Raw genomic sequence first — 18962 nt, forward strand, 5'->3', positions numbered from 1 at the left:
ATACGCGCCGCTGGCCGGTTTCTCACGAAATCGCCCCGGTGCTTGGAACACCGAGGCGCGTGGTTCCGTTCCAAGAACCAATGGCAACTACGCAATCCAGTTCACAAGAACGTACCGGCCTCCCGTATGGGACTGCGCTCATCGGGATCGACACCAACGGACACGAGCATCGGTTTGCTGGCGCCGTGGCTGATCACCGCGTGTTCATCTGCGACGGTAGCGAGGTCCTGGAAGTCCACGATCTCGACGCGCTCGCTGCGGCAGGCGTGCTCGAACCTGTGACGTATGACGGAGAGCCATACGACGCGACCACGCCGCGAGCGTGGATCGAGGCGTGGGCAGCTGACTGTGGTGGCTGGTCCGAGGTTCGACTCGACGAGTCGCTGGTCGGGCAGCTCGTTCGTGAGGTGGACGGATGACCCAGTCCATCGCCGATGCGAAGGGGTTCGTGTGGGAACCGGTGCGTGGCCCCAAGCGGAAGATCGAGTTCGAGCCGCGATCCGACGGGAGTTTCGAGCGGGTTGAATCGGTCTGGAACGGGTGCAAGTGGCGGGTGACCGGGCGGGAGGTCGTGACGACGATGCGGCGGATTTGAGTCAGGCAAAGAGCTTCGGAACACGCGTTTTTATTTCTCAACTTAATTGATGGTGAGAGTAGGCAATACCCGAGTTCAATCAATTGATATAAGTGGTCTATTATTCCCACATTACACGAAGATTCTCAAGGGAGCCACCCCGGGATTCCATGATGATCCGTTGAGCGTCGTTCACTCGTTCTAGTGTTTTTTCGACGTCGTTCTGGCTTTGGATCAGTGTCCGGTTTGAGTGCATCACGCTGTTCCGGAGCTGATTGAGACTTCCGAGACGGTCCTCTACTTCATCAGCATCATCAAACCCGAACGCCCCCCAAAGATGTTGACGGCCTTTTAACAATCCGATCATGTCGCCAAGATTCATGTATTCAGCTGTGTGAAGCCCTACATCTCTAAGTTTGTCTTTCTCTCGTCGACCAACGACGTGGTCTGGGGCGTTATGGTATAAGTCTTCAGGTTCGTCAACATCTTCCCTGATTGCGTCCGCTATCTTTGACTCAAGTTCTGCTACCACAGGGTACAGGGCCTCTCGGATTTCTCGACGGTTGAGGTCAGCAAGGTCAACGAACCAGTAACGGGTCTTAGCGATTTCGGCCACAATCTCTGAGTGCTGTTCTTCCAATTCTTCAAGATCCTTCTTGACTGCGTCTTCTGGCGGATTTTCGCTCTTAAAATAGTATTCCCCGTCGTCGTCAACGTATGCCTCAAGTCCTGATAGGCGATCGTGGAGGAGGAAAGGGTACGTGGATAGGAGATCGAACAGTTTTCGGACGCTAAGGTGCTTTTCGACGTACTGGTTTTCATGGAGGTCTTCGAGTGATTCCGTGTTCAAATTGTAGTATTTGTCAGCTTCAGGGATGGGTACGTAGGAGAAATCTTTCTCTCTGTATCGTTCTAGGTTTTCTTCGTAGCTGTCCAGAGTTTCGAATTCTGCACTTCTGAACAGCATTGATGCAGATTTGCTGAATTTGGGGAAGTTTGCTTGGTCTTCAGGTTGCATCGGCTATAAGATGTGTTTGTTTATCATTGATTTAATTTTGATGTAGAGAGATCAGGGGGTTGTGGAGCCTGCACCATGAGTCTCAGAGTATCGATCGATGCGATGGCTGACTTAGCAACCCTTCAGGGGGATAATTGAATGGAATCGAGCCACTGAGCTGACTAGAACCACTGTATCGGCCAGACCCCATCTGACAGACTACTAATATTCCCCTGTTACGAGGCCAGAACCAACTCTACCGCCGTTTTGACCCTCCAGAAAACTATTATCCGGACCTGCTGACAGAACGACCAGACAGCCATGCACACCCGAGCCCTCCTCACTGCTGTCCTCGCAACGACCGTCCTATTCGCGGGCTGTAGCGGTCCCGCCAACCCTCCATCACCCAGCGCAGACGAGCCGACGCCCACGGCAACGCCAGCGCCGGTGGAATCGCTGCCCGCCCCCGCGGCGTGTGGGACGGCTGCCGTCCCACGCCCCGATCGTGTCGACGAGGTCGCTCCTTCGACCTACCCGGCGCCACCGGATACGGTGACTCGCTCGAGTGTGGTGAACTGGACACGGGCCTTCGAGACGGCGTTCTTCCGGAACGAACTGATCGCCGGCGCCGCCGGTGACGACGAGCAAACGCTGACGAAAGTCACCGCCAGCGTGGAGATCCGGCGCGTGAACCACACGATGCGCGGGTATCTGCTCCGGCTGAGCGATTTCGGGGCCACACACTACGCCTCGGGCATCCATGGTGATCACTGGCTGGACGTCGGCTACGTCGTCACCGAGACACGTGTGGTGCGGGTGCCGCTGGACGATCGCGACGAGCGGATTCGGGCGACCGATGGGACTGTCGTTGTTGGCTGTCAGTAGGGACTTGTTGCGAGTGACTGGGCGGGAGGTCGTGCGACGATGCGGCGGGTCTGAGACTGACGACTGTTCAAGCTAGTAACACTCACCCACCGTTCAACGATTCTCCGGCCATCTGCCCTGATCTGATAGCACCAGTATTTATATGGATCCAATACGGTACTCTAGTTGGACGTAATGAGACCAAGATTGCCAGATCAGTTGACCGAACGAGTCGAAGCCGTTGCTGAGGAAGGGGGGTATTCGACTGCTGCAGAGCTGGTCCGAGCAGCAACCCGTGAAGAGGTTAATCGGTTGGAGAAACGCCCCTCTGGTGAAAAGATCCAGTCCTGGATCTCACAGGACGATCATCTCGAACTCGAAGCTACGAACACTACCCCGGCGATTAGCTATGATCAAGAAAGCGGCGAGCGGATCACTGACCGGAGCCTGGATATGCTCTTGTCGGCCTTTGATATTCCCCTATACCTCATGCAGGGGTTTCAGTGGACCCCGATCACCGCAAGTATAGATATTCCAATGGCCTTCGTCCCAGACGAGGGAAAAGGCGAGTTCGTTGAAGCGCCAGGGTATTCTATGTATATCGAAGACGCCGACCAAGCAGATCTATGGTCCCGCTGTGTCCGGTTGGAGAAGCAATTCAGTCCAGTTAGTCTGTCTCGCGTAGACCTTCTTAACACGTTGCTTGAAATGGCTAGTGTAACTCATGATCAAGTAGTAGGCGAGCCTACGATGGAAGAATTGCTCACCGGCTCTGAATAGGGCTCTTACTGCCCAAATTGCTCAAGAGCAATTCCAATCGCACGGATTGCCGCCCCAGCAGTCGACTCTGAATCATCCAGTAGCTCATGCACGATCTTCTCCGAGGCCTTGCTCAATTTCGGGCTCCGTCTCTTCGAGAAGGATATCCCCTGATTCACATGCATCATCTGGAATGGATTCTCCGAATCAGGTAGTGGTTGACTCGGTGGGATTTCGTACTCGATACGTTCAAAAGAGGTTTCAATTTGCTTCGGAATTGTCTCATATCGTCTGAAATCCTGGGCTCGCTCATCCATTTCCAACAGCTTCTCACGGAAAGGAGTGGAGGCGTACACAGCGATATCTCCAGCATTCATAACCTGCATCTGGTTCAGCAGTTGCGCTGTGCTCACGTCGGTAATCTGAATCCGACGCTCGGTATCGTACTCAAACTCATAGACAAATGGATCATACAGTATAAGATACTTATTTGGAGAAATTGGGCAGTAAGCAAGGAAGCCACGATTCGCTGCTCCAGGGTAATACTGCTCCCTTTCGTGTTTGAATCGAATGTTGTCAAACACGACGGGCGCATCACTACAAACAAACTGCTCTTCGGTCTTGTTCACCGCCAGCACGATATCGAGATCGCGGAGTACCAATCCTAGGAAGCCGTGCATCATCAAATAATTCTGCAGCTCTCTTGCCATGGCCTTGATTTTACCATCTCGGACGGCACTGTATGTTTTCTCATCAAGACTGAGAGAACTTGTGCGATCCAGCAACGATTCGAAATCCCTCCGAAGCGGAATATCGTACACCTGATCGCCACTCTCAAGCAACTCTCCTCGATAGACACGGGTCCGCAGCCGTTGAGTGAAAATGAACGAACAGAGTGCCTGCATGTCTTGGGTGGACAAATCTTCCGGAGTACCGCCTTTGCGCAAGGTTTTGATCGGAACCGCTTGCCGCCCCTCTAAGTTTCCGAGTTCCTCTTCCAAAGCAGTGTCATGCGGCAGTGTATACAGATAATTCCTCGAACAAATGTCTGAGATCGATTGAGAGGGTTCCTCGTGCCCGGATTCGAAGTGTAGCGTAACGACTCGACCCTCTGTAGCCCACCCCTCAAGTAAAAATTCAGGAACGTAGTGTTGGTTGCGGTATTCGACCACTCTAGCTAATAATCATTCCAAAATCTATTTAGTCAATTCGATAAGCACCGACATTCAAAACTATTTATTTATCTACATTCCGGTTAGATATACGTCGTCTCATCTTTATCGGCCGTTGAGTCCAGCGGACCCCAGTGGTAGAAGCTATCTTGTCCCCACTCCTCGTAAGCAAACTGAGCAGTGTTGACTGCCAGTTCTGTAAAAGGGTCACCTGTACCGATTCCTGTTACTGCACTTTCAACTAAGACTTCTGAAGTCTTATCTTTGATGTCAGTACTAGTCTCATAAAACTGGATCTCGCCTTCCTCCATATGTTCTGAACTTCACGAATTCGAACGTAATAAGCCTTCTACCGCATAAACCCCTGTATTTTTACGGGATCCGGACCCGACCACACTTTCCAGAATCAAGATCTTCATTCAAACTCGTCCGTCAACGACGTCTGCTCAGACCCGTGCAGGTAGTCCTCGACTGATTCGGACATCACCTGCGGCTCGACATCGAGCACCGCATCGTAGCGGTCCCTAGTGAACCGATAGGTATGGTTCTCGACCTGCTCACAAGCACCGATCTCGACGAGGAACTCGAACACCAGATCCAGATCTGAGGGTTGGACGTTATGCTGTGGCGAGAAGTAGTCCCGAACTGCTGTCCGACTCACCTCGGCGCCGTCGTCGTGATCCAGTGCCTTCTCGCCCCATACGTCGGCGATGGCGATCGCGAGGATCTCGTGTTCCATCCCCTCGGTGAGCATGATCTGGTCCGGCGGGTTCTGTGGCAACTCCACACCACGGCGAAGCAGTGACTGGAGATTCCCCGACTCGTTGAACTCGCCCCGCAAGGGTCGGAGCTGTCCACCGTAGTCCTGTGTCAGCAAGACGGCGTAGTTGGTCAACTCTTCGACCCGGTCCCGAAACTGAGTCGACTCCTCGGCGGCCTCCTCGATATAACCTTCATCCAGATCCTGATAGACGATGACCGGCTCAACGGCAGTTACTGTTCCTGTGTATCCCAACCGCTCGCGTACCTGGGCGTCTTTCAATGCTGCCTCGGCCGTCTCGATATCGACGGCATCACACTTTCGCATCTGCTTGATATCCCGACCTTCGATGTTGTTCCCGCTCTTGATCTCGGCGAGAACACACGTTTCGCCGTCGTAGAGGACGAAGTCCGGTTCGGCAGTTACGTCTGCAGTGCGGTCTTCGATGACCGGGAAGAACATGGGAATCCGAACGCCATGAGTATGCAAGGCCGGCTGTGCTCGATCGGTGACGGTCGAATAGAACAGGTTGTACGCGTTGACTTCCCGCCGTTGTCGGACTCCCTCCGTCACCTCGTCCATGGTTACTGTATTGCCACCGGATTCGCCGACTTGCTCAGTGAGTAGGTCGAGTCGAGATTGTCGTAGACATCACGAACGAAGTCCCGTAGCGAGAGCGCGGTCGTCGACTCACGGGCATAGAGGATCAGGTCCGGCGGTTCCAGAGCTACATCGAACGTCTCCTGGTGGTTGGTGTCGTAGACGCGAAGCTTGCTGCCCAGATCACGGACCCCATAGCGGTACTGGTTGCTATTCAGGACGTTCTCCTCGAGGTCAGTGATGAGTTCCTCCGTTGTCGCTTCGTCGCGATCGGGATTCGTCAGCTCGACTGCGGTGAACCCATCGACTGTGAAACCGGAATCCAACTCGTGGCGCTCCGGTGGATGCTTGACCTCGAAGCTCTGCCGATCGAGCTCCTGGTAGCCTTCGGTGAGACCGAGCAGTGTTTCCACCGCTTTGGCCTCCGAGCCCTTACGCACGGATCGCATCGTCAACCGACCCTCGTTGGTGTTCGACCCCTGGATCGCGGTCGCCGGTGAGTTCGTCTGGTCGAACTCGATGCGTGTCGGTTTGGCATCGAAGGCCTCTTCGGCCGTCTGAAGATCGTCTTCCTCGGCGCCCGAGAACATCAGCGTCGCATCCCGATCCCGATTCGGGGCGTGGTACTTTGCGGTGAATCCAGAGACTCGCGAGTCCTGTACTCGCCCAGTCAGTTCCTCCAAGTCTTCGGCGGAGAGATAGAGTCGCTCGACACACGGCAGATACTCGAGCAGGTTCTCGATGGTCTTCTTTCGCCAGTCGCTGTGGACGGTCGTCAGCACCCACAAGTAGCCGTTGGTGGTCACGAAGACAAATTCGTCTTCGCGGTTCTTGGCCGGTGTCTTGATGGTGACCAGCGAGATGTCGTCGTCAGCAGTCGTTTCCGAAAAAGTATGCTCGGCGACGTAGCTCTCGGCGTAGCTGGTGATATGATCACCCTCTGCCAGACGTGTGATCCACGTCTCTAAGTCGCCGATTTCGTAGCCCTGGTTGTCGCACAAATAGATATTTAGATCCGTCCGGCCCCCGCTACGTGTATCCTTTGCTGCCATCTCTTCGTCGGTTGTAATGACGTACTGGATGAGCTCGTGGAGGACCTCCCGCGTTGTTTTGTCCTCGATGTCTGATATGGAGAGATCCATTCTGGAATGAGACTCCGTGTTGTTCGAATCGGGGCCGGGCCGATTCTATCCTGCGATTCTGTCTTACACATGGACACTAAATTGATAACAAATTTTTTCATATACTGCTGACACTACCTCGGGAGAACGCCCAACTTACAGGCTATTTCGAAGGGGACCAGGTTCGTTCTGCGTAGCCTCGAAGTGAGCGGAATAAAGAAGGGGATCAGCTCGTATTCACCAGCGAAAACGAGACCGACAAAGCACAGTCACAGGTCCAAATTAGGACCGGAAGTGGGCTAACACTTTTTATGTAGTCTACTTACCTCCGATACAGACACTCCCCGCGAGCGGCGGGCTGTTGCCCGCCAGCGCCCTGTCCTCGCCGGACCACGCCGTCGAGAGTCATCGCTATCGCTCGCGAGCGTCGAACCAGTGTCCGCCGTGCCTGACCAACGCCACAGGCGGACACCAGGAACACCCATCGGCCACCGGGGTGTGCCGGCTGCCGACGGACACACGCCCGTTCACACCGGGCGCCTGTGTGTTTATCGGTGCCGGGCAATCGGTGGCCGCCAGCGACAGCTATGCACACGACTGACACCCCACCCGACGGAGTCGTCCGATGAACACCGACCAGCATGGCATCCTCGCGATCGCGACCGTCTCCGCGGTCGCCTGGATGTAACAAATAGGTCGGTTTCTCAAATTTAAAATAGGACTATACAGCCTTTTCGACCATCTCAAGAATGACGCTCCAATACTCTTCTCGTGCTTCGGTAACTGATTCGGATTCGACGGCGTCAACATGCCTTATTCTATTCAGGAACCGATTCTCGGAGAAGTGGTATGATGGTATTAGTTTCCCAGAATAAACTCCGGAAATCTGGTTATCATCAAATTCAATGTCAAACACTTTTCTAGCGTTGATAGACGATTTTAATTTGGGCACAGACATACCGAGTAGATCATATACTTCACTGACCATCTTCTCTCCGCCAAATGGAACAATAGCTGAGGGCTGTAATCTAATCAATTCAGAAATTAGATAATTTTCACACTGTTGTTTACCAACTTTGTTTAGTTGACTCACGCTGGATATATCTCCTTCTTGTTCATCGATAATTTTAGCAGGCAACCACGAATCCCCTTTGTTTGGAGTTGCTAATTTATTACATTTCAATAAATTTGTATAGTAAACATCGTATTTTTGCTGGAGTGCTTCAGTGAATGGGTGTAAGTGTGGGCTGTTTCCATTAAATGATGATGCTATATTGTTTTCCCATGACTTATCGAAGTCTTTTTTATTCGAGTGTCCTCCGAAGGGGCCATCATTCTGTGAGGCTGTGCCTGGCGACTCCCCAATCAACATGACATCAACCTCGCCGTTCTGATCAAATGTGCCGGACCCGAAGAAGGGAGACCGACAACCCCTTTCATCCCGGATTGGACAGTCTTTACAGTGTTCTTGAAAGCCACCATCTTGCGGATTCCAGCTTGAATAAATCTCTTCAATCTTACCAGGTCGAGGCATCCCCCTTAATAAACTACCTGCTAATAATTATATTTACTGTTGGTTCCATGTCTAGATTTTCCGCATAACATAATGAAAATGATTCAGTTAGTTTTAATTATAATATTAATGCAATTCCGACTCTTACATCCATTCCATCTCTCGTGCGATTTTGATATAATGCATCCGATCCCGATAGACACACTCATCGATCTCGACCTTGGCCCGCTCGGACAGCGGCCGTGTCGTCACGATCAACCACTCGGGACCCGCGGGCAGTGCGCTGGCATCTTCCTGAATCCGTTCCCACGATACCTCGCCGAACCCACGGCAGTACGGCAGGATCCGCAGCGTCTTCGACGGCAGCTTCAGATCGATATACTCGCCGACCACGACCTCCGCATTCCAGACCGGGACGCCGATCGCCGGGCAGTCACGAACCAGTGCCAACACGACTCCCCCAACGTCCTCGTCGGACAGCCGATCGAACGATTCCCGAAGCAGCACCCGCCCCGGCGAGTCGGGGAGCGATGTCGTTTGCACAGTGAAGCGTCTCTCGGAGTTGGAATCGTCAGAACCCACAGGACCACCACCCACGGAGTATCGATTATTTAAAAACTCCGTTTTATTTAGCAGAATAGTTCGTCCTACTGCAGTCCCTCGGTTAACTGCGAAACTATCAGAATTTATATCAGAAAGATCGCGGTAAAATTGGGCCACTGGATAGACCCGATGCTGAATGGAAGTTGGAAATCGCTGTATATACTACCAGCGGTTTAGGTGGTTTTCAATTTTGTAGAGTTTTATTAAATCATATACTTAAGAACACTGTTAAAACCTGCTAAACCGGTACCCTCTTCTGTGGTGTTTCCATCAGAATGAACTCCATGTCGAGCCCGACTTCTTCGACCCAGACCGACGACGCCACTGTATGCTGGGAACTGTCCGTCGATGGCGAGCGATACTGCTATGCAACCACGCCGGACGAGAGCGCTACGGCCTTGGACATGGTGATTCTGATGTTCCTCGACGAGACCAAGACCGATTCCTGGGACGATGTGGGTCGGTTCGCCGCGATCGCTCGTGACTATTCGACACTGGGACCACGTGAGATCGCTGGAATCCTTGGGATCGATCTCCTGCGGGTTGTCTCCGCTCCGGACCCGTCGGATCCGCCCTGGACGTTCTCCGATCCCCGCGGCGGGGATGTGGCCACGCTTCGGACGTGGACAGAGAATAATGCGTGCTGAGATCCCTCTCGGCGGCGAATAGATACTGAGTCACGATTGAACGGAACAAGTGGATATGAAAAAGCAGCATACATCTGACCATTGGCTAGGAGAATTGCTCCATTGCAGTACGGTGGGAATAGTCCAGTGTCAAATTGTCGGGAAATATCGATGAGTTGGTCTCCATTCTGGGGGTTGGTAGAATACGGAGATCTGGAAGGATGGATTCCGTCTGCGTTCCAAGAGCTCGTTGGATGTGATTCTCGGCTAGAACCACATCTGATTGGGGCCATGGCGTACTGGCTCTGGGAGTATGATGAATCTGCGCCAGCGAGATCCAAATCACCGGGTCGCCTCCTTTGGCAAAATAATGTCGATGAAGGCCTCAGCTACCAGTACACAGAAATGGCAGTATATATGGGAGCGTACGCTTCGAAATATCCTGAGGTCATTCGTCCCACCGTTGACATGCTGTATCGAATGGGTGGCAACCCGCGGATTGAACCATCAGTGCCAGCGGTTGAAGCACTCGCCAAACTGGCTGCTGCTGATGTGGTTGATACAGAGTCGCTTGTATCGGAACTTGCTTTAGTACTTGACAGAGCTACCTCTCGACGACAGTTGCTTGCGACGAATGGATTGATTATACTCAAGTTAACGGGTGATATTTCACTCAGTTCATTCGTCAACCGGTTCCGTCAGATGCTTGTCGTAGATCCGAATCAGCGACAAGTCCACAGCCGGGGCACAGCATCGATACCGGATAGAATCACACGGGCACGGAGGGGGCATGCTGTTGAAGCGTTGGCGTTGATCGAAGCGACTGAATCAGTATCAATTTTCGACGAATCACAAGATATCGCATCCCTCATCAAACAACAAGAATGGGGTCAAATTGCTGCTCTTGCCATCGCTACTGTCGTTTCTCCTGACATGGTCCCAGAGCCGGGATTAAACGGTGACGTGACTTTCACCTCTCTCGAACTTCTATCCGGGTCACTGGACAACCCGAGAGTTCACATCGAAGAACGCAAACCACACGGAGTATGGGAACCAGTCCGCGATGCGATTACTGAATATGCTGGCAATGGTAGCAGGGAATTCCGGGTCGCCGCAGCAGTGTTGTTTATGTTGATTTCCGTCCGTGACCCTGAGAAGGTCGATTTGGGTTCCGTTGTGACTGAGGTTGACAATATAAAGTCGATAATTGAACCGGAAACAAATATCTAAACACTCAGTACCTCACAAAGCGTCGCCAGAATTATACATGAGGACTTATGATGCTTCATGTATAATCCCATTTGGATGGTAATAGATTTTCATCAGACACTGTGGGAGAGTTGGAACTCTGATAATAGTCAACTCAATTGGACTGATTTCGATTTTGCTCAGATTGAGTCCCCGATAATCGAAGACAAGTGGTTAGAGGATCAAGAGTGGATCCTCAAGGACCCGAACCAATTCTATTATCCACTGTTTGGGTTAGGTAACCTTGACAGCTCAGTAGCGTTCGTAGCTACCGGACCAGGCCACAACGTGACTGAACCTTGGAACGGCTGTGTGGATACGGCTAGGTATCGGGAGAGCCTTGCTGGACCATGCAAAAATAAGAGTCGATGGGAAACATCGGATGACAGCCCTTACGAGTCCAATTTTAAAGAACAAAAGAATGAATGGGAAGCGCAACGGGGCCAAAGTAAATCGCTATACGAAAATGTAGATCATGTTACCGATGGAGAACTGTGGGACGGGGAAATATACTATACTAACTTCATGAAAGATGGTGAGTTCATAAAGAATGGAGATAGTAAAATCGGAGTCACCGAATTGAAAAATAGACTGGATTCGAACACTGTAGATAAGTTACTATCTGATGATTTGAACCACAATCTCAAATCGGATCGCTGGACAAACGTAGGGATGCCAGATGATATCGAATCTGGGGCAGGTGAGTTCGCTGAAATAATAAGTCGGGAATTTTGGCTTCCTGTGCTCGGTGCAGAGCTATCGGCTGTCAATCCAGATGTGATTGTCCCTCTCGGCGAAAAGGCATGGGAAGCCGTATATGACCTATATGAACCCAAGTCAGACCTGAATGACATCAGTGAAGCTGCGTTACATAGATACACTACAGCCCATTTTGACGGGGAAATAATACCATCAGTTCATCTTTCAAGAGCAAATAACTATTGGATTTCAAAGAAAAACGAAATATACAATAGACGTGTAAAATCGGATAGTGGTGAATCAAACGGAACTAATGTAGAAAAACATTTACAAATACTTAGTGATCAGATAAAATCTAGTCTGAGTGTTTCTGAAGGCGTGTGAGGTTTATTTTCTCTCAATGCATCGATTGTGATTTCACATACCCTGAACTTCGCTACGACCAGTGAGTGACTGCTGTGCTCATGAGGGCGTCATAGAAAGCGTCACACATGAGGACGCAGGGAATGGAAACTGTGACCAAGAGCTTCTGTCGACGAGTTCTCTAATGTCATGGCTGCCGAGACACTGGCGCTGTTGGAGCCTCTTGAGTTCGCGTTTCTCTACGAATTCGATATGTTCGCCTCTCCGTGACAGGCTCCCCGCCGAAATCCGTGGTGGATGGTGGGTGACTCCGAGTTTGACATGCAGGAGTGGCACGACCACCTAGTGGTGCAGGCGGTCGTTCCGATTGCTCCGTACGACTCACGGAACACGAACGATCCGCTCGATATCGACTACCGCGTTGAGGAACGGATCAAAGAGCACAGCGACATGGTACGTCTCTGGCAGAAACGGCTCGAAGAGACGTATTCGTACCGTTCAGAGGTTGAAACAGCGATCGGTGTCTGTAAGGACCTCAGCCTCGGGTCCCCAGGTCCGAGGCCGAGTGAGAGTCAAAACACACATCTTCCTCCCTCATTGTCTCCGCTTGACCGTTGGACTCGCTAATCACTATAGAGGAAAGGATAACGCTACCCCCACAGTCACGCTATGAGAATCCTTCTGCCCCGCTGCCCACCCTTCATTTGAAGTTTTGTTGGTTAGAAAGCGGTGCCACGCCATGGACAACGAAGGAAGTCCTTCCATTAGAGCGAATGCCAGACTGACTATCAACTACAAGGGAGAGACTTCCACACTAAATCGACGGCTGCATAGTACCAGAACGTCTGACAAAAATTGATACACTCAGGGCCGATCGGACCGAGTATGCAATCGCCAACAGTGACCGTCGACGCCGTTGGCCGAGCTGGGGCAGTCCCGGACGTCGCGATCGTAGAAGCCTACGTAACCGGTCCAGGTGACACTGCAAGAGATGCGCGTGCCGTCGTCGAAGATCGAGCGGCCACGCTGCAGGAGTCGATCACCACAGTCGCACCCGAGCAGGTCACGACTGTCGAGATGCAGGTGCAAGATACGACCGATGCGTTCGACCCCGATACTGATGCGCCGTTCGAAGCGACCGAGCGGTTCCAGATCGAATGTGCGCCGGACCGCGCCGAGTCCGTTGTACTGGACGTGGCGAGCGGCGGCGGCCAGGTACAGACCGTCCAGTTTCAGCTCCGCGAGGCCACCCGGCGCAGCCTCCAAGCCGACGCCCTCGAAACAGCGATGGACCACGCTCGCGAGAAAGCCGAACGGATCGCAGCTGCCGAGGGCCTCACCGTGACAGCGATGGACGAGGCGACGACGAAAGACGTGAGCTCTGGGTTCGAGAGCATCGTTGACGAGGCACTGGCCTCGACTCCCGACACAGACGTCCATCCGGCGCCGGTGACTGTCGCTGAACGTGTCGAAGTCGTGTACGACTGCACCGAACGGTGAGTTACCCCCATGGACGGGGTTGCAGCTGAGTTGTTCGTCGGGGACGACCGAGGATGCCAGTGACGAGACGTTACTTCAGGAGCACAACATCGCGACCGTCGTCTCGTTGACACACGGGGAACCACGCAGTGGGTTTCTATCCGATGTGACGGTCGAAAGCGTCCCGATGATGGATGGGCCACAGAACGACCCTGAGACGTTTGCCGAGGCTGTGCGGATCGTCCTCACCCATCTCGACGCCGGCGACCGTGTTCTAGTTCACTGTTCGGCTGGTGCGTCCTGCAGTCCGGCAGTCGCTGCGACGGCGATTACCTGCCGCTCGGAGAAGACACTTGACGACTCGTTCACCCAGGTTCTCGAACGGCGGCCGGAAGCCGACCCCCACGATGCGTTGGCCCGCCACGCGGTCGCAGTCACGGAGGAGTGACCGGGCCCACACACTCTGTTGCATTCGTGGGACTCTCAAGCGCGTATCTGCAGTATTCCTCTGGGCAGCATCACGGACTCAGATGCAGGACTTTCCCAATCGCGCACGGTCTGGACGTGACCCTTTTTCTCGTCATCGACGTCGATTGAGGACGTCATCTCCTGTGACCACGTTAGATTTAATTGATTACCATCTGACCAGCAGATATGTGCTGGCCGGCAACCGGTTTGTGTCTGGCACTCTCGCTTCCGTTCGTGTTCGTGGTAATGATTGGTGGCTCCGCGCTAGCATTCCTTAACGCTGAAACCGAGAATTCTGAGGCCCGGAAGATCGCCCTCATCGGCGGCATCGGCATGCCCGTCATGACCGGGCTAGCAATGATGAACCTTATTCCAGGCCCGTTTGAAGGGCCGTATCTTGGATTCACAATCTCGATTGGCTACATCGGACTTGTGCTGATGGGGCCACTCATGCTGGCAGGATTGCTGGTTGGATTCGGACTTCTCACGGCAGGGCTCACGAGAGAACTCATCGTAGAGTATGCTTGATCCACTCATCACGCCCGGATTCATCCCGGTCGACTGGCTTCTCGATTACGAGCCATCATGGCTGGGACCGGCCATCATGCTTCTCGGAGCAGCATTACTCATACTCTCCTATCTCTTCTATCAAAAATCACATACGCTTCAACTGGGGGTTATCGTCGCGATTGCAACCGTTGCAGCGTTGCCCTGGGCGTGGCAGAATAGCCAACTCATCGTCATCTTGCTCTCGTTTACCGGCAGCTGGTTTCAAGGAGTGGGGACTGTCCGTGGATATCTCAAGCTCAAACACTATGCTGGCAAACTAAAAGGCGGACTCACAGGGCTGCGGTCACGTCTTGGATCACAATCCGCCCAAGAGAGCACATCCACCGCCGCACGCTCGGGGAACAGTAGTCTGCTCGGGTCGATGCCCAAAAAAGCACTCTGGTGGCTTGTCTTCCAACTGCTTGGCTTACTTGCTGTCGTGACGAGTGTCTGGGTAGGTGTCGGACTGTCTACGATCGGCCCACTGACGATCCCAACACTCACCACAGACATCGTCATCGTCTGGACGCTTCTCACGGCGTTCGGTGCCATTCTCGGCCTTGGATGGCGGTTTTGGAGCGTGCGCGGTGCATTCCCAGCGACATCTCTGGTTGGCGTTATCTGCATTGCTGCAGGGGCTGAGATTTACAACTTCCGTACGCTCGAAACCGAAATTGCCCTCTTTCTCGCTGCAAAGGGCGTCTATGTTCTTGGGTTCCTTGGTGCGGTTGCCCTTGTTATATTAGTGAACCAGTCCCCAGAAAGCTACACCGATCAGGAGGGGGTTAGCAGTGACTAAACTCATGTTCGTACAAGCAAGCCCACGACAGAGCCTCGTTGAGTGGGTGAATCGATTACGTGAGCTATTCTGGAACAGCCTCGCCGCTGACCAATCGTCCATTGATGCAGCGTGGCAGTGGTTGACGAAGCCTGCCCCACCGCCAACGGATATGAGTGATCCCGGGTTGTGGATATACGGCCTTCGACACGAGCCAGTTGCAATCGGGCTTGCAGTGATCGGACTCACTGCTGCGATTGGAACAACATTGAGCACGTGTCAGGAACTGCGTGCCGCTGCCGAGAAGGGGTATTTAGACGACGTTGATGGCGTGGAGTGGGTTCGGGTCGCTGCAACTGTGATGGGCGAGGTGGAACTACAGAGCGGACAGCGGTTGTTCAGTGTCATTATGGGACTTGGAGCACTGAGTGCTCTCGGTGGCTTACTTCAGTATTACTTCCTTGTGATCTCGCCAGGGCTTCGGGTCGCTTTCCGTGCCCTCCTGATCGATATCTTCGCGGGTCTTTTCGTGGTATTCCTGGTGGGTATACTACTGCTGCCCGTCGTTGGTGGCCCGACTGCGTACCTGTATACACTGTATCAGGCAGCGAAGGCACTCCAGTGACGGGATAGAATCGGGAACCCATATTCAAGATATGAGGTGACCAGGTTACGGGCCCCTATCTGCGCTCTTCGCTGGGAGGTGACAGCCGCCCAGCGGCAGCTGCGCGGTCAGCAGGTTCCACCCGTCCATCGGCCCCCATCCAGCTAACCGTTAGTCCCACACCCGCCACACGCCGTGCGCTCGGCCTCCCAGCCCAGCCCCGACGTCGTGCTCGAGGGCTATCTCGCGCTGGCGGTTGGCTGCACGACCGTCTCCGCGGTCGCCTGGATGTCGTAGTGAACGCCGGCGTCGACCGTTTAACCAACGACGGCAATTCGCACCCGATTCTGTTGGTTAAGACCACATCGACAAGAGCCAGCCCATTCCATCAACTCCACCAAGCTCTCGCGATTCCGTACCCAACCCCACAGATGAGCCCCACCAGATGTCCGATCACGTCGGTCCGCCCGGCCTCCACAACGCCACCGAATTGCAGCACTGTGATCACACCGACCCCGATCGGCAAGAGCAGTACCGCGGCCTGCCAGTACGCTCGAAGTGCTCGCGGATCGACAGTCCCGTACTTGCCGCCATGCAGTTCCAGGTCGCCCCAGTGACCGACCACCAGATGGGCCCCGAGAAACCCAACGAACGCGAGCACACTCCCACTGGCGCCGAGCGTGTTCGTACCCGTCAGCGCAGTACTGATCGTCACCGAGCACAGCCCCGCCACGACGAAGATCGCCAGCACCTCACTGGTGTGCATGTGTTGTTCGCTCTCGCCGGCGAACAGCCAGAGGAACGCAGCATTCCCCGGCAGGTGCGTCACGTTCGGCGGGAACGCATGCGAGATGACCGCCAGAAACAGCCCTGGCGAGAGCTGCGGGAACGACTCTGTTGTGAAGAGCCACAACGCCCGGTCAGTCTCCCAGCCCGTAGCGAGTGTGCCCAGTTGGATCAAGTACCACCCCACGATCACGGCGAGGATGACCTCTGTCCCCGGTCGGTCTTCGAAGGCAAGTCGTCGACGAGCCACGCCAGCAAGCAACGCCCATCGCGACAGGTCGGCGTCGAACGCCGGCGGGCCCCACTCACACCCAGCCATCCGGCAGCACCTCACTCTCTGTCTGGACGAATGCAAGGACGGCCTGGATCTCGTCGAACCGCGGACCCTGACTGATCGTCCCCGCGTCACGGTCCCAGTCGATATAGTCGGCCTCGGCCAGGATTGGCAAGTGGATGTGTACCCACTCGGTCTGGCTGATCGCCTCCACCGATGTCTCTGTGGCGAGCGCCTCCGTGAGCTGTGTCGTCGCCATCTGTTCCTGGGTTGACAGTGCGGTCAGGAGTCGGCGCCGTGCCCGAGCTCGCAAGCTCTCGAACAGCGTCGGCCACGTATGCTGGTCCGTCATACACAGACTGGACAAGAGCTGGGTGTAAAAGCCGGAAACACCGTTTAGAGGGGCCAATAGGGGGATTGAAAGTCATCAACACCCACCTTGCTGGCCGTCAACCCCCTTTATTCACCTGCCTACTCTACACGATGGCATGGCCCAGGTGCCCGCCGACTTCGCCGAGGAGTTCGCGGCGAAAGGCGAGACCTTCTTCGCGATAGCTGAACTCCTCTATGCGAACCCGGATCGCCAGTACACCCAAGGTGAACTCGCCGACCGGTTCGACTGCTCAAGGACGACCATTAGCAACCACACCAGCGCGATGAGCGAGTGGCTCGAACGTCGTGAGGACCAGACGACGTTTGCGTGGGATCCCGCTGCGCACAATCCGGCAGCAACCGAGGGCGTAACGGCAGTGAGACAGTTCTACAGCGACCTCTGGAAACTGCTCAAGAAACACTCGAACACGGCGCCGGGCACGTTCGCGATCATGGGTGCAGTGATGTTCCTCGCTGGGGTGGTGTTGTTCGGCTTCTACGTTGGATTTTCGTTGAGCATCACCGCGGACTCGGGGATTCCACTCGCTGTCTATCTCGTAATTTCCTTTGGCTCGTTCGTTACCGGCGTCATCGTTACATTTCTCTCGCCGTTCCAGGCCTGGATCAACGGACTGCTCTGGCCACGACTGCCTGAGAATCCGTTCGGAAAGAACGAGTAAGAGCTACTTCTACTCGTGGTAGCCTGTGACTCATCAATAGCGAGCCCGTGGAAAGCTCAATTCTCCCAAAGCGATTTGATACGTCCCTCGATAGCATCAAGCACAGTAGAATAGACGTCCAGCGGATGGCGCGATGACAGTGACAAATCGGTAGCCTCTACTGCAGTTGGTGGTTGGTGGAAGTGCAGTCGTGCATTGTGTGGATTGGGATGACGATCCCAGCGACACTCCCATCGGCTATTATCCTGATTCGTTTCGATGTAGTGGAATGAAAAATCCCCCGTCGTGAACCAGCGAATATCGATTCGAGCAGCTACGACGGTCTCGGGATACTGTCCTGCGTCAAGTAGGGCGTGAAGGAGGCGAGGTTCATAGGTGTCCGGATCGAATTCCGTCTCCATAATGAGTGTCTCAGTTCGAAGGTGCCGGTCTAGGAGCTGTAGCGTCTGTCGGTCGGGTGGACCTGGCGACCCTGCATTCGAATCTGCTGGGTCTGGCTCCATCTATGCTGGGATGAGATGTCCATCGTTCTCTGCGAGCTGACGGGCGAGTTCGTACAGTCGAATGTCTCGAATGACACCACGCCACTCACTGACTGCAGCCATCCGGTCATGAATCGTCTCGTGGCTGGCGTCATCGTACACGCTCACAGCAGCTGGATCGGTAGCTTCAAATTCTTCTTCATAATTGGCCCGTTCGTCTTCAAGTTCACCAACCCGGTCGATAATCTCCTCGACAGTCAGTTCGTTCGCAATCCGGCTGGCGTCTTGCCATTCTAGATATCCCTCGTTACGTTCGTACTGCGCGGATCGACCAATACGGGTCACACTGACGATGCCCATGTCTACCAACCGGTCAAGGTGCTTTTTTGCAGTGTTTGGAGAGCAACCTGCGATATCTGCAATCTCGGCTGCAGGGGTGGGAGAGGTAATTCCCATGGCAACATCGTAGACACGACTAAACGTATCTTCTCCCTGCTGCCACCGCCGCTCGGTGGCTGATGGCTCCGGCGCCGGGTCAAACTCCATCATAGGCACTACTACGATTTCAAGCGAAATATATCTTTGTGAATT

At 54.0% G+C, this 18962-nt stretch carries 24 protein-coding genes; 13 read left to right on the top strand and 11 right to left on the bottom strand.

The annotated features are described in order from the left end of the window. The first annotated feature begins 80 nt into the window (after window positions 1-80). Window positions 81-419 (top strand): hypothetical protein, encoded by a 339-nt coding sequence (locus P1L40_RS21570; protein ID WP_284011718.1) that lies wholly within the window; start codon window positions 81-83, stop codon window positions 417-419. Further along, on the top strand, window positions 416-595 hold the full coding sequence (locus P1L40_RS21575) for a hypothetical protein (protein WP_284011719.1): 180 nt from the start codon (window positions 416-418) through the stop codon (window positions 593-595). The genes P1L40_RS21570 and P1L40_RS21575 overlap by 4 nt, the downstream gene beginning before the upstream one ends. Window positions 596-695: 100 nt before the next feature. Here P1L40_RS21575 and P1L40_RS21580 read toward each other — a convergent pair whose 3' ends face one another. Then, window positions 696-1592 (bottom strand): hypothetical protein, encoded by an 897-nt coding sequence (locus tag P1L40_RS21580; RefSeq protein WP_284011720.1) that lies wholly within the window; start codon window positions 1590-1592, stop codon window positions 696-698. A 300-nt stretch (window positions 1593-1892) separates the two neighbouring features. Between P1L40_RS21580 and P1L40_RS21585 the strand changes: the two genes are divergently transcribed. Further along, window positions 1893-2456 carry an RAD23 family protein gene (locus P1L40_RS21585; protein WP_284011721.1) on the top strand — a complete coding sequence of 188 codons (564 nt, stop codon included), beginning with the start codon at window positions 1893-1895 and terminating at the stop codon, window positions 2454-2456. Window positions 2457-2654: 198 nt separating this feature from the next. Continuing rightward, complete coding sequence (locus P1L40_RS21590; protein WP_284011722.1) at window positions 2655-3215, top strand: ribbon-helix-helix domain-containing protein; 561 nt, start codon at window positions 2655-2657, stop codon at window positions 3213-3215. 5 nt (window positions 3216-3220) lie between these two features. Here the strand turns inward: P1L40_RS21590 and P1L40_RS21595 are convergent, their stop codons facing one another. The 6 genes from P1L40_RS21595 to P1L40_RS21620 form a co-directional block, all read right to left on the bottom strand. Next, window positions 3221-4366 (bottom strand): DUF4238 domain-containing protein, encoded by a 1146-nt coding sequence (locus P1L40_RS21595; RefSeq protein WP_284011723.1) that lies wholly within the window; start codon window positions 4364-4366, stop codon window positions 3221-3223. Window positions 4367-4449: 83 nt separating this feature from the next. Beyond that, the gene (locus P1L40_RS21600) at window positions 4450-4677 is read right to left on the bottom strand and encodes a hypothetical protein (RefSeq protein WP_284011724.1); all 228 of its coding nucleotides are present in this window, start codon (window positions 4675-4677) and stop codon (window positions 4450-4452) included. Between the two features lie 104 nt (window positions 4678-4781). Further along, window positions 4782-5708, bottom strand: coding sequence for a hypothetical protein (locus P1L40_RS21605; RefSeq protein WP_284011725.1), 927 nt, complete (start codon window positions 5706-5708; stop codon window positions 4782-4784). Window positions 5709-5710: 2 nt separating this feature from the next. Beyond that, complete coding sequence (locus P1L40_RS21610) at window positions 5711-6868, bottom strand: hypothetical protein (RefSeq protein ID WP_284011726.1); 1158 nt, start codon at window positions 6866-6868, stop codon at window positions 5711-5713. 700 nt (window positions 6869-7568) lie between these two features. Next, window positions 7569-8381: a uracil-DNA glycosylase family protein gene (locus tag P1L40_RS21615; protein ID WP_284011727.1), complete on the bottom strand. Its 813-nt coding sequence runs from the start codon at window positions 8379-8381 to the stop codon at window positions 7569-7571. A gap of 123 nt (window positions 8382-8504) precedes the next feature. Continuing rightward, window positions 8505-8903: a hypothetical protein gene (locus P1L40_RS21620; RefSeq protein ID WP_284011728.1), complete on the bottom strand. Its 399-nt coding sequence runs from the start codon at window positions 8901-8903 to the stop codon at window positions 8505-8507. A gap of 344 nt (window positions 8904-9247) precedes the next feature. On the opposite strand from P1L40_RS21620, the gene P1L40_RS21625 reads away from it, so the two are divergent. From P1L40_RS21625 to P1L40_RS21660, 8 genes are all read left to right on the top strand, one after another. After that, window positions 9248-9610, top strand: a complete 363-nt coding sequence (locus tag P1L40_RS21625) for a hypothetical protein (protein WP_284011729.1) — start codon at window positions 9248-9250, stop codon at window positions 9608-9610. Window positions 9611-9880: 270 nt separating this feature from the next. Further along, entirely contained in the window at window positions 9881-10819 is a 939-nt protein-coding gene (locus tag P1L40_RS21630) for a hypothetical protein (protein WP_284011730.1), read from the top strand. 75 nt (window positions 10820-10894) lie between these two features. Next, a complete protein-coding gene (locus P1L40_RS21635; RefSeq protein ID WP_284011731.1) occupies window positions 10895-11920 on the top strand; it encodes a uracil-DNA glycosylase family protein in 1026 nt (341 codons plus the stop codon). 864 nt (window positions 11921-12784) lie between these two features. Beyond that, the gene (locus P1L40_RS21640) at window positions 12785-13399 is read left to right on the top strand and encodes an SIMPL domain-containing protein (protein ID WP_284011732.1); all 615 of its coding nucleotides are present in this window, start codon (window positions 12785-12787) and stop codon (window positions 13397-13399) included. Further along, window positions 13365-13826, top strand: a complete 462-nt coding sequence (locus P1L40_RS21645; protein WP_284011733.1) for a protein-tyrosine phosphatase family protein — start codon at window positions 13365-13367, stop codon at window positions 13824-13826. Before P1L40_RS21640 ends, P1L40_RS21645 begins: the two co-directional genes overlap by 35 nt. A gap of 206 nt (window positions 13827-14032) precedes the next feature. After that, entirely contained in the window at window positions 14033-14374 is a 342-nt protein-coding gene (locus tag P1L40_RS21650; protein ID WP_284011734.1) for a hypothetical protein, read from the top strand. After that, window positions 14367-15194 (top strand): hypothetical protein, encoded by an 828-nt coding sequence (locus P1L40_RS21655; RefSeq protein WP_284011735.1) that lies wholly within the window; start codon window positions 14367-14369, stop codon window positions 15192-15194. The genes P1L40_RS21650 and P1L40_RS21655 overlap by 8 nt, the downstream gene beginning before the upstream one ends. A gap of 151 nt (window positions 15195-15345) precedes the next feature. Further along, window positions 15346-15798, top strand: coding sequence for a hypothetical protein (locus P1L40_RS21660; protein ID WP_284011736.1), 453 nt, complete (start codon window positions 15346-15348; stop codon window positions 15796-15798). Between the two features lie 367 nt (window positions 15799-16165). Here P1L40_RS21660 and P1L40_RS21665 read toward each other — a convergent pair whose 3' ends face one another. Further along, on the bottom strand, window positions 16166-16882 hold the full coding sequence (locus P1L40_RS21665) for a rhomboid family intramembrane serine protease (RefSeq protein WP_284011737.1): 717 nt from the start codon (window positions 16880-16882) through the stop codon (window positions 16166-16168). Further along, entirely contained in the window at window positions 16869-17189 is a 321-nt protein-coding gene (locus P1L40_RS21670) for a DUF7344 domain-containing protein (RefSeq protein ID WP_284011738.1), read from the bottom strand. Before P1L40_RS21670 ends, P1L40_RS21665 begins: the two co-directional genes overlap by 14 nt. A 136-nt stretch (window positions 17190-17325) precedes the next feature. On the opposite strand from P1L40_RS21670, the gene P1L40_RS21675 reads away from it, so the two are divergent. Beyond that, window positions 17326-17889 (top strand): HTH domain-containing protein, encoded by a 564-nt coding sequence (locus P1L40_RS21675; protein WP_284011739.1) that lies wholly within the window; start codon window positions 17326-17328, stop codon window positions 17887-17889. A 56-nt stretch (window positions 17890-17945) separates the two neighbouring features. Here the strand turns inward: P1L40_RS21675 and P1L40_RS21680 are convergent, their stop codons facing one another. Both P1L40_RS21680 and P1L40_RS21685 read right to left on the bottom strand, forming a co-directional pair. Continuing rightward, window positions 17946-18392, bottom strand: coding sequence for a toxin-antitoxin system TumE family protein (locus P1L40_RS21680; protein WP_284011740.1), 447 nt, complete (start codon window positions 18390-18392; stop codon window positions 17946-17948). Then, the gene (locus P1L40_RS21685) at window positions 18393-18920 is read right to left on the bottom strand and encodes an ArsR/SmtB family transcription factor (protein WP_284011741.1); all 528 of its coding nucleotides are present in this window, start codon (window positions 18918-18920) and stop codon (window positions 18393-18395) included. Between the last annotated feature and the right edge of the window lie 42 nt (window positions 18921-18962).

It is taken from the genome of Haloarcula pelagica, from assembly GCF_030127105.1.
Taxonomy (GTDB): Archaea; Halobacteriota; Halobacteria; order Halobacteriales; family Haloarculaceae; genus Haloarcula; species Haloarcula pelagica.

Coding starts and splice junctions, on each gene's coding strand:
- P1L40_RS21615 (WP_284011727.1), bottom strand. CDS start 8,381: ATGCCTCGACCTGGTAAGATTGAAGAGATTTATTCAAGCTGGAATCCG.
- P1L40_RS21575 (WP_284011719.1), top strand. CDS start 416: ATGACCCAGTCCATCGCCGATGCGAAGGGGTTCGTGTGGGAACCGGTG.
- P1L40_RS21630 (WP_284011730.1), top strand. CDS start 9,881: ATGGCGTACTGGCTCTGGGAGTATGATGAATCTGCGCCAGCGAGATCC.
- P1L40_RS21605 (WP_284011725.1), bottom strand. CDS start 5,708: ATGGACGAGGTGACGGAGGGAGTCCGACAACGGCGGGAAGTCAACGCG.
- P1L40_RS21670 (WP_284011738.1), bottom strand. CDS start 17,189: ATGACGGACCAGCATACGTGGCCGACGCTGTTCGAGAGCTTGCGAGCT.
- P1L40_RS21635 (WP_284011731.1), top strand. CDS start 10,895: ATGGTAATAGATTTTCATCAGACACTGTGGGAGAGTTGGAACTCTGAT.
- P1L40_RS21585 (WP_284011721.1), top strand. CDS start 1,893: ATGCACACCCGAGCCCTCCTCACTGCTGTCCTCGCAACGACCGTCCTA.
- P1L40_RS21675 (WP_284011739.1), top strand. CDS start 17,326: ATGGCCCAGGTGCCCGCCGACTTCGCCGAGGAGTTCGCGGCGAAAGGC.
- P1L40_RS21600 (WP_284011724.1), bottom strand. CDS start 4,677: ATGGAGGAAGGCGAGATCCAGTTTTATGAGACTAGTACTGACATCAAA.
- P1L40_RS21680 (WP_284011740.1), bottom strand. CDS start 18,392: ATGGAGCCAGACCCAGCAGATTCGAATGCAGGGTCGCCAGGTCCACCC.
- P1L40_RS21655 (WP_284011735.1), top strand. CDS start 14,367: ATGCTTGATCCACTCATCACGCCCGGATTCATCCCGGTCGACTGGCTT.
- P1L40_RS21660 (WP_284011736.1), top strand. CDS start 15,346: ATGAGTGATCCCGGGTTGTGGATATACGGCCTTCGACACGAGCCAGTT.
- P1L40_RS21610 (WP_284011726.1), bottom strand. CDS start 6,868: ATGGATCTCTCCATATCAGACATCGAGGACAAAACAACGCGGGAGGTC.
- P1L40_RS21570 (WP_284011718.1), top strand. CDS start 81: ATGGCAACTACGCAATCCAGTTCACAAGAACGTACCGGCCTCCCGTAT.
- P1L40_RS21580 (WP_284011720.1), bottom strand. CDS start 1,592: ATGCAACCTGAAGACCAAGCAAACTTCCCCAAATTCAGCAAATCTGCA.
- P1L40_RS21650 (WP_284011734.1), top strand. CDS start 14,033: ATGTGCTGGCCGGCAACCGGTTTGTGTCTGGCACTCTCGCTTCCGTTC.
- P1L40_RS21625 (WP_284011729.1), top strand. CDS start 9,248: ATGTCGAGCCCGACTTCTTCGACCCAGACCGACGACGCCACTGTATGC.
- P1L40_RS21685 (WP_284011741.1), bottom strand. CDS start 18,920: ATGATGGAGTTTGACCCGGCGCCGGAGCCATCAGCCACCGAGCGGCGG.
- P1L40_RS21640 (WP_284011732.1), top strand. CDS start 12,785: ATGCAATCGCCAACAGTGACCGTCGACGCCGTTGGCCGAGCTGGGGCA.
- P1L40_RS21665 (WP_284011737.1), bottom strand. CDS start 16,882: ATGGCTGGGTGTGAGTGGGGCCCGCCGGCGTTCGACGCCGACCTGTCG.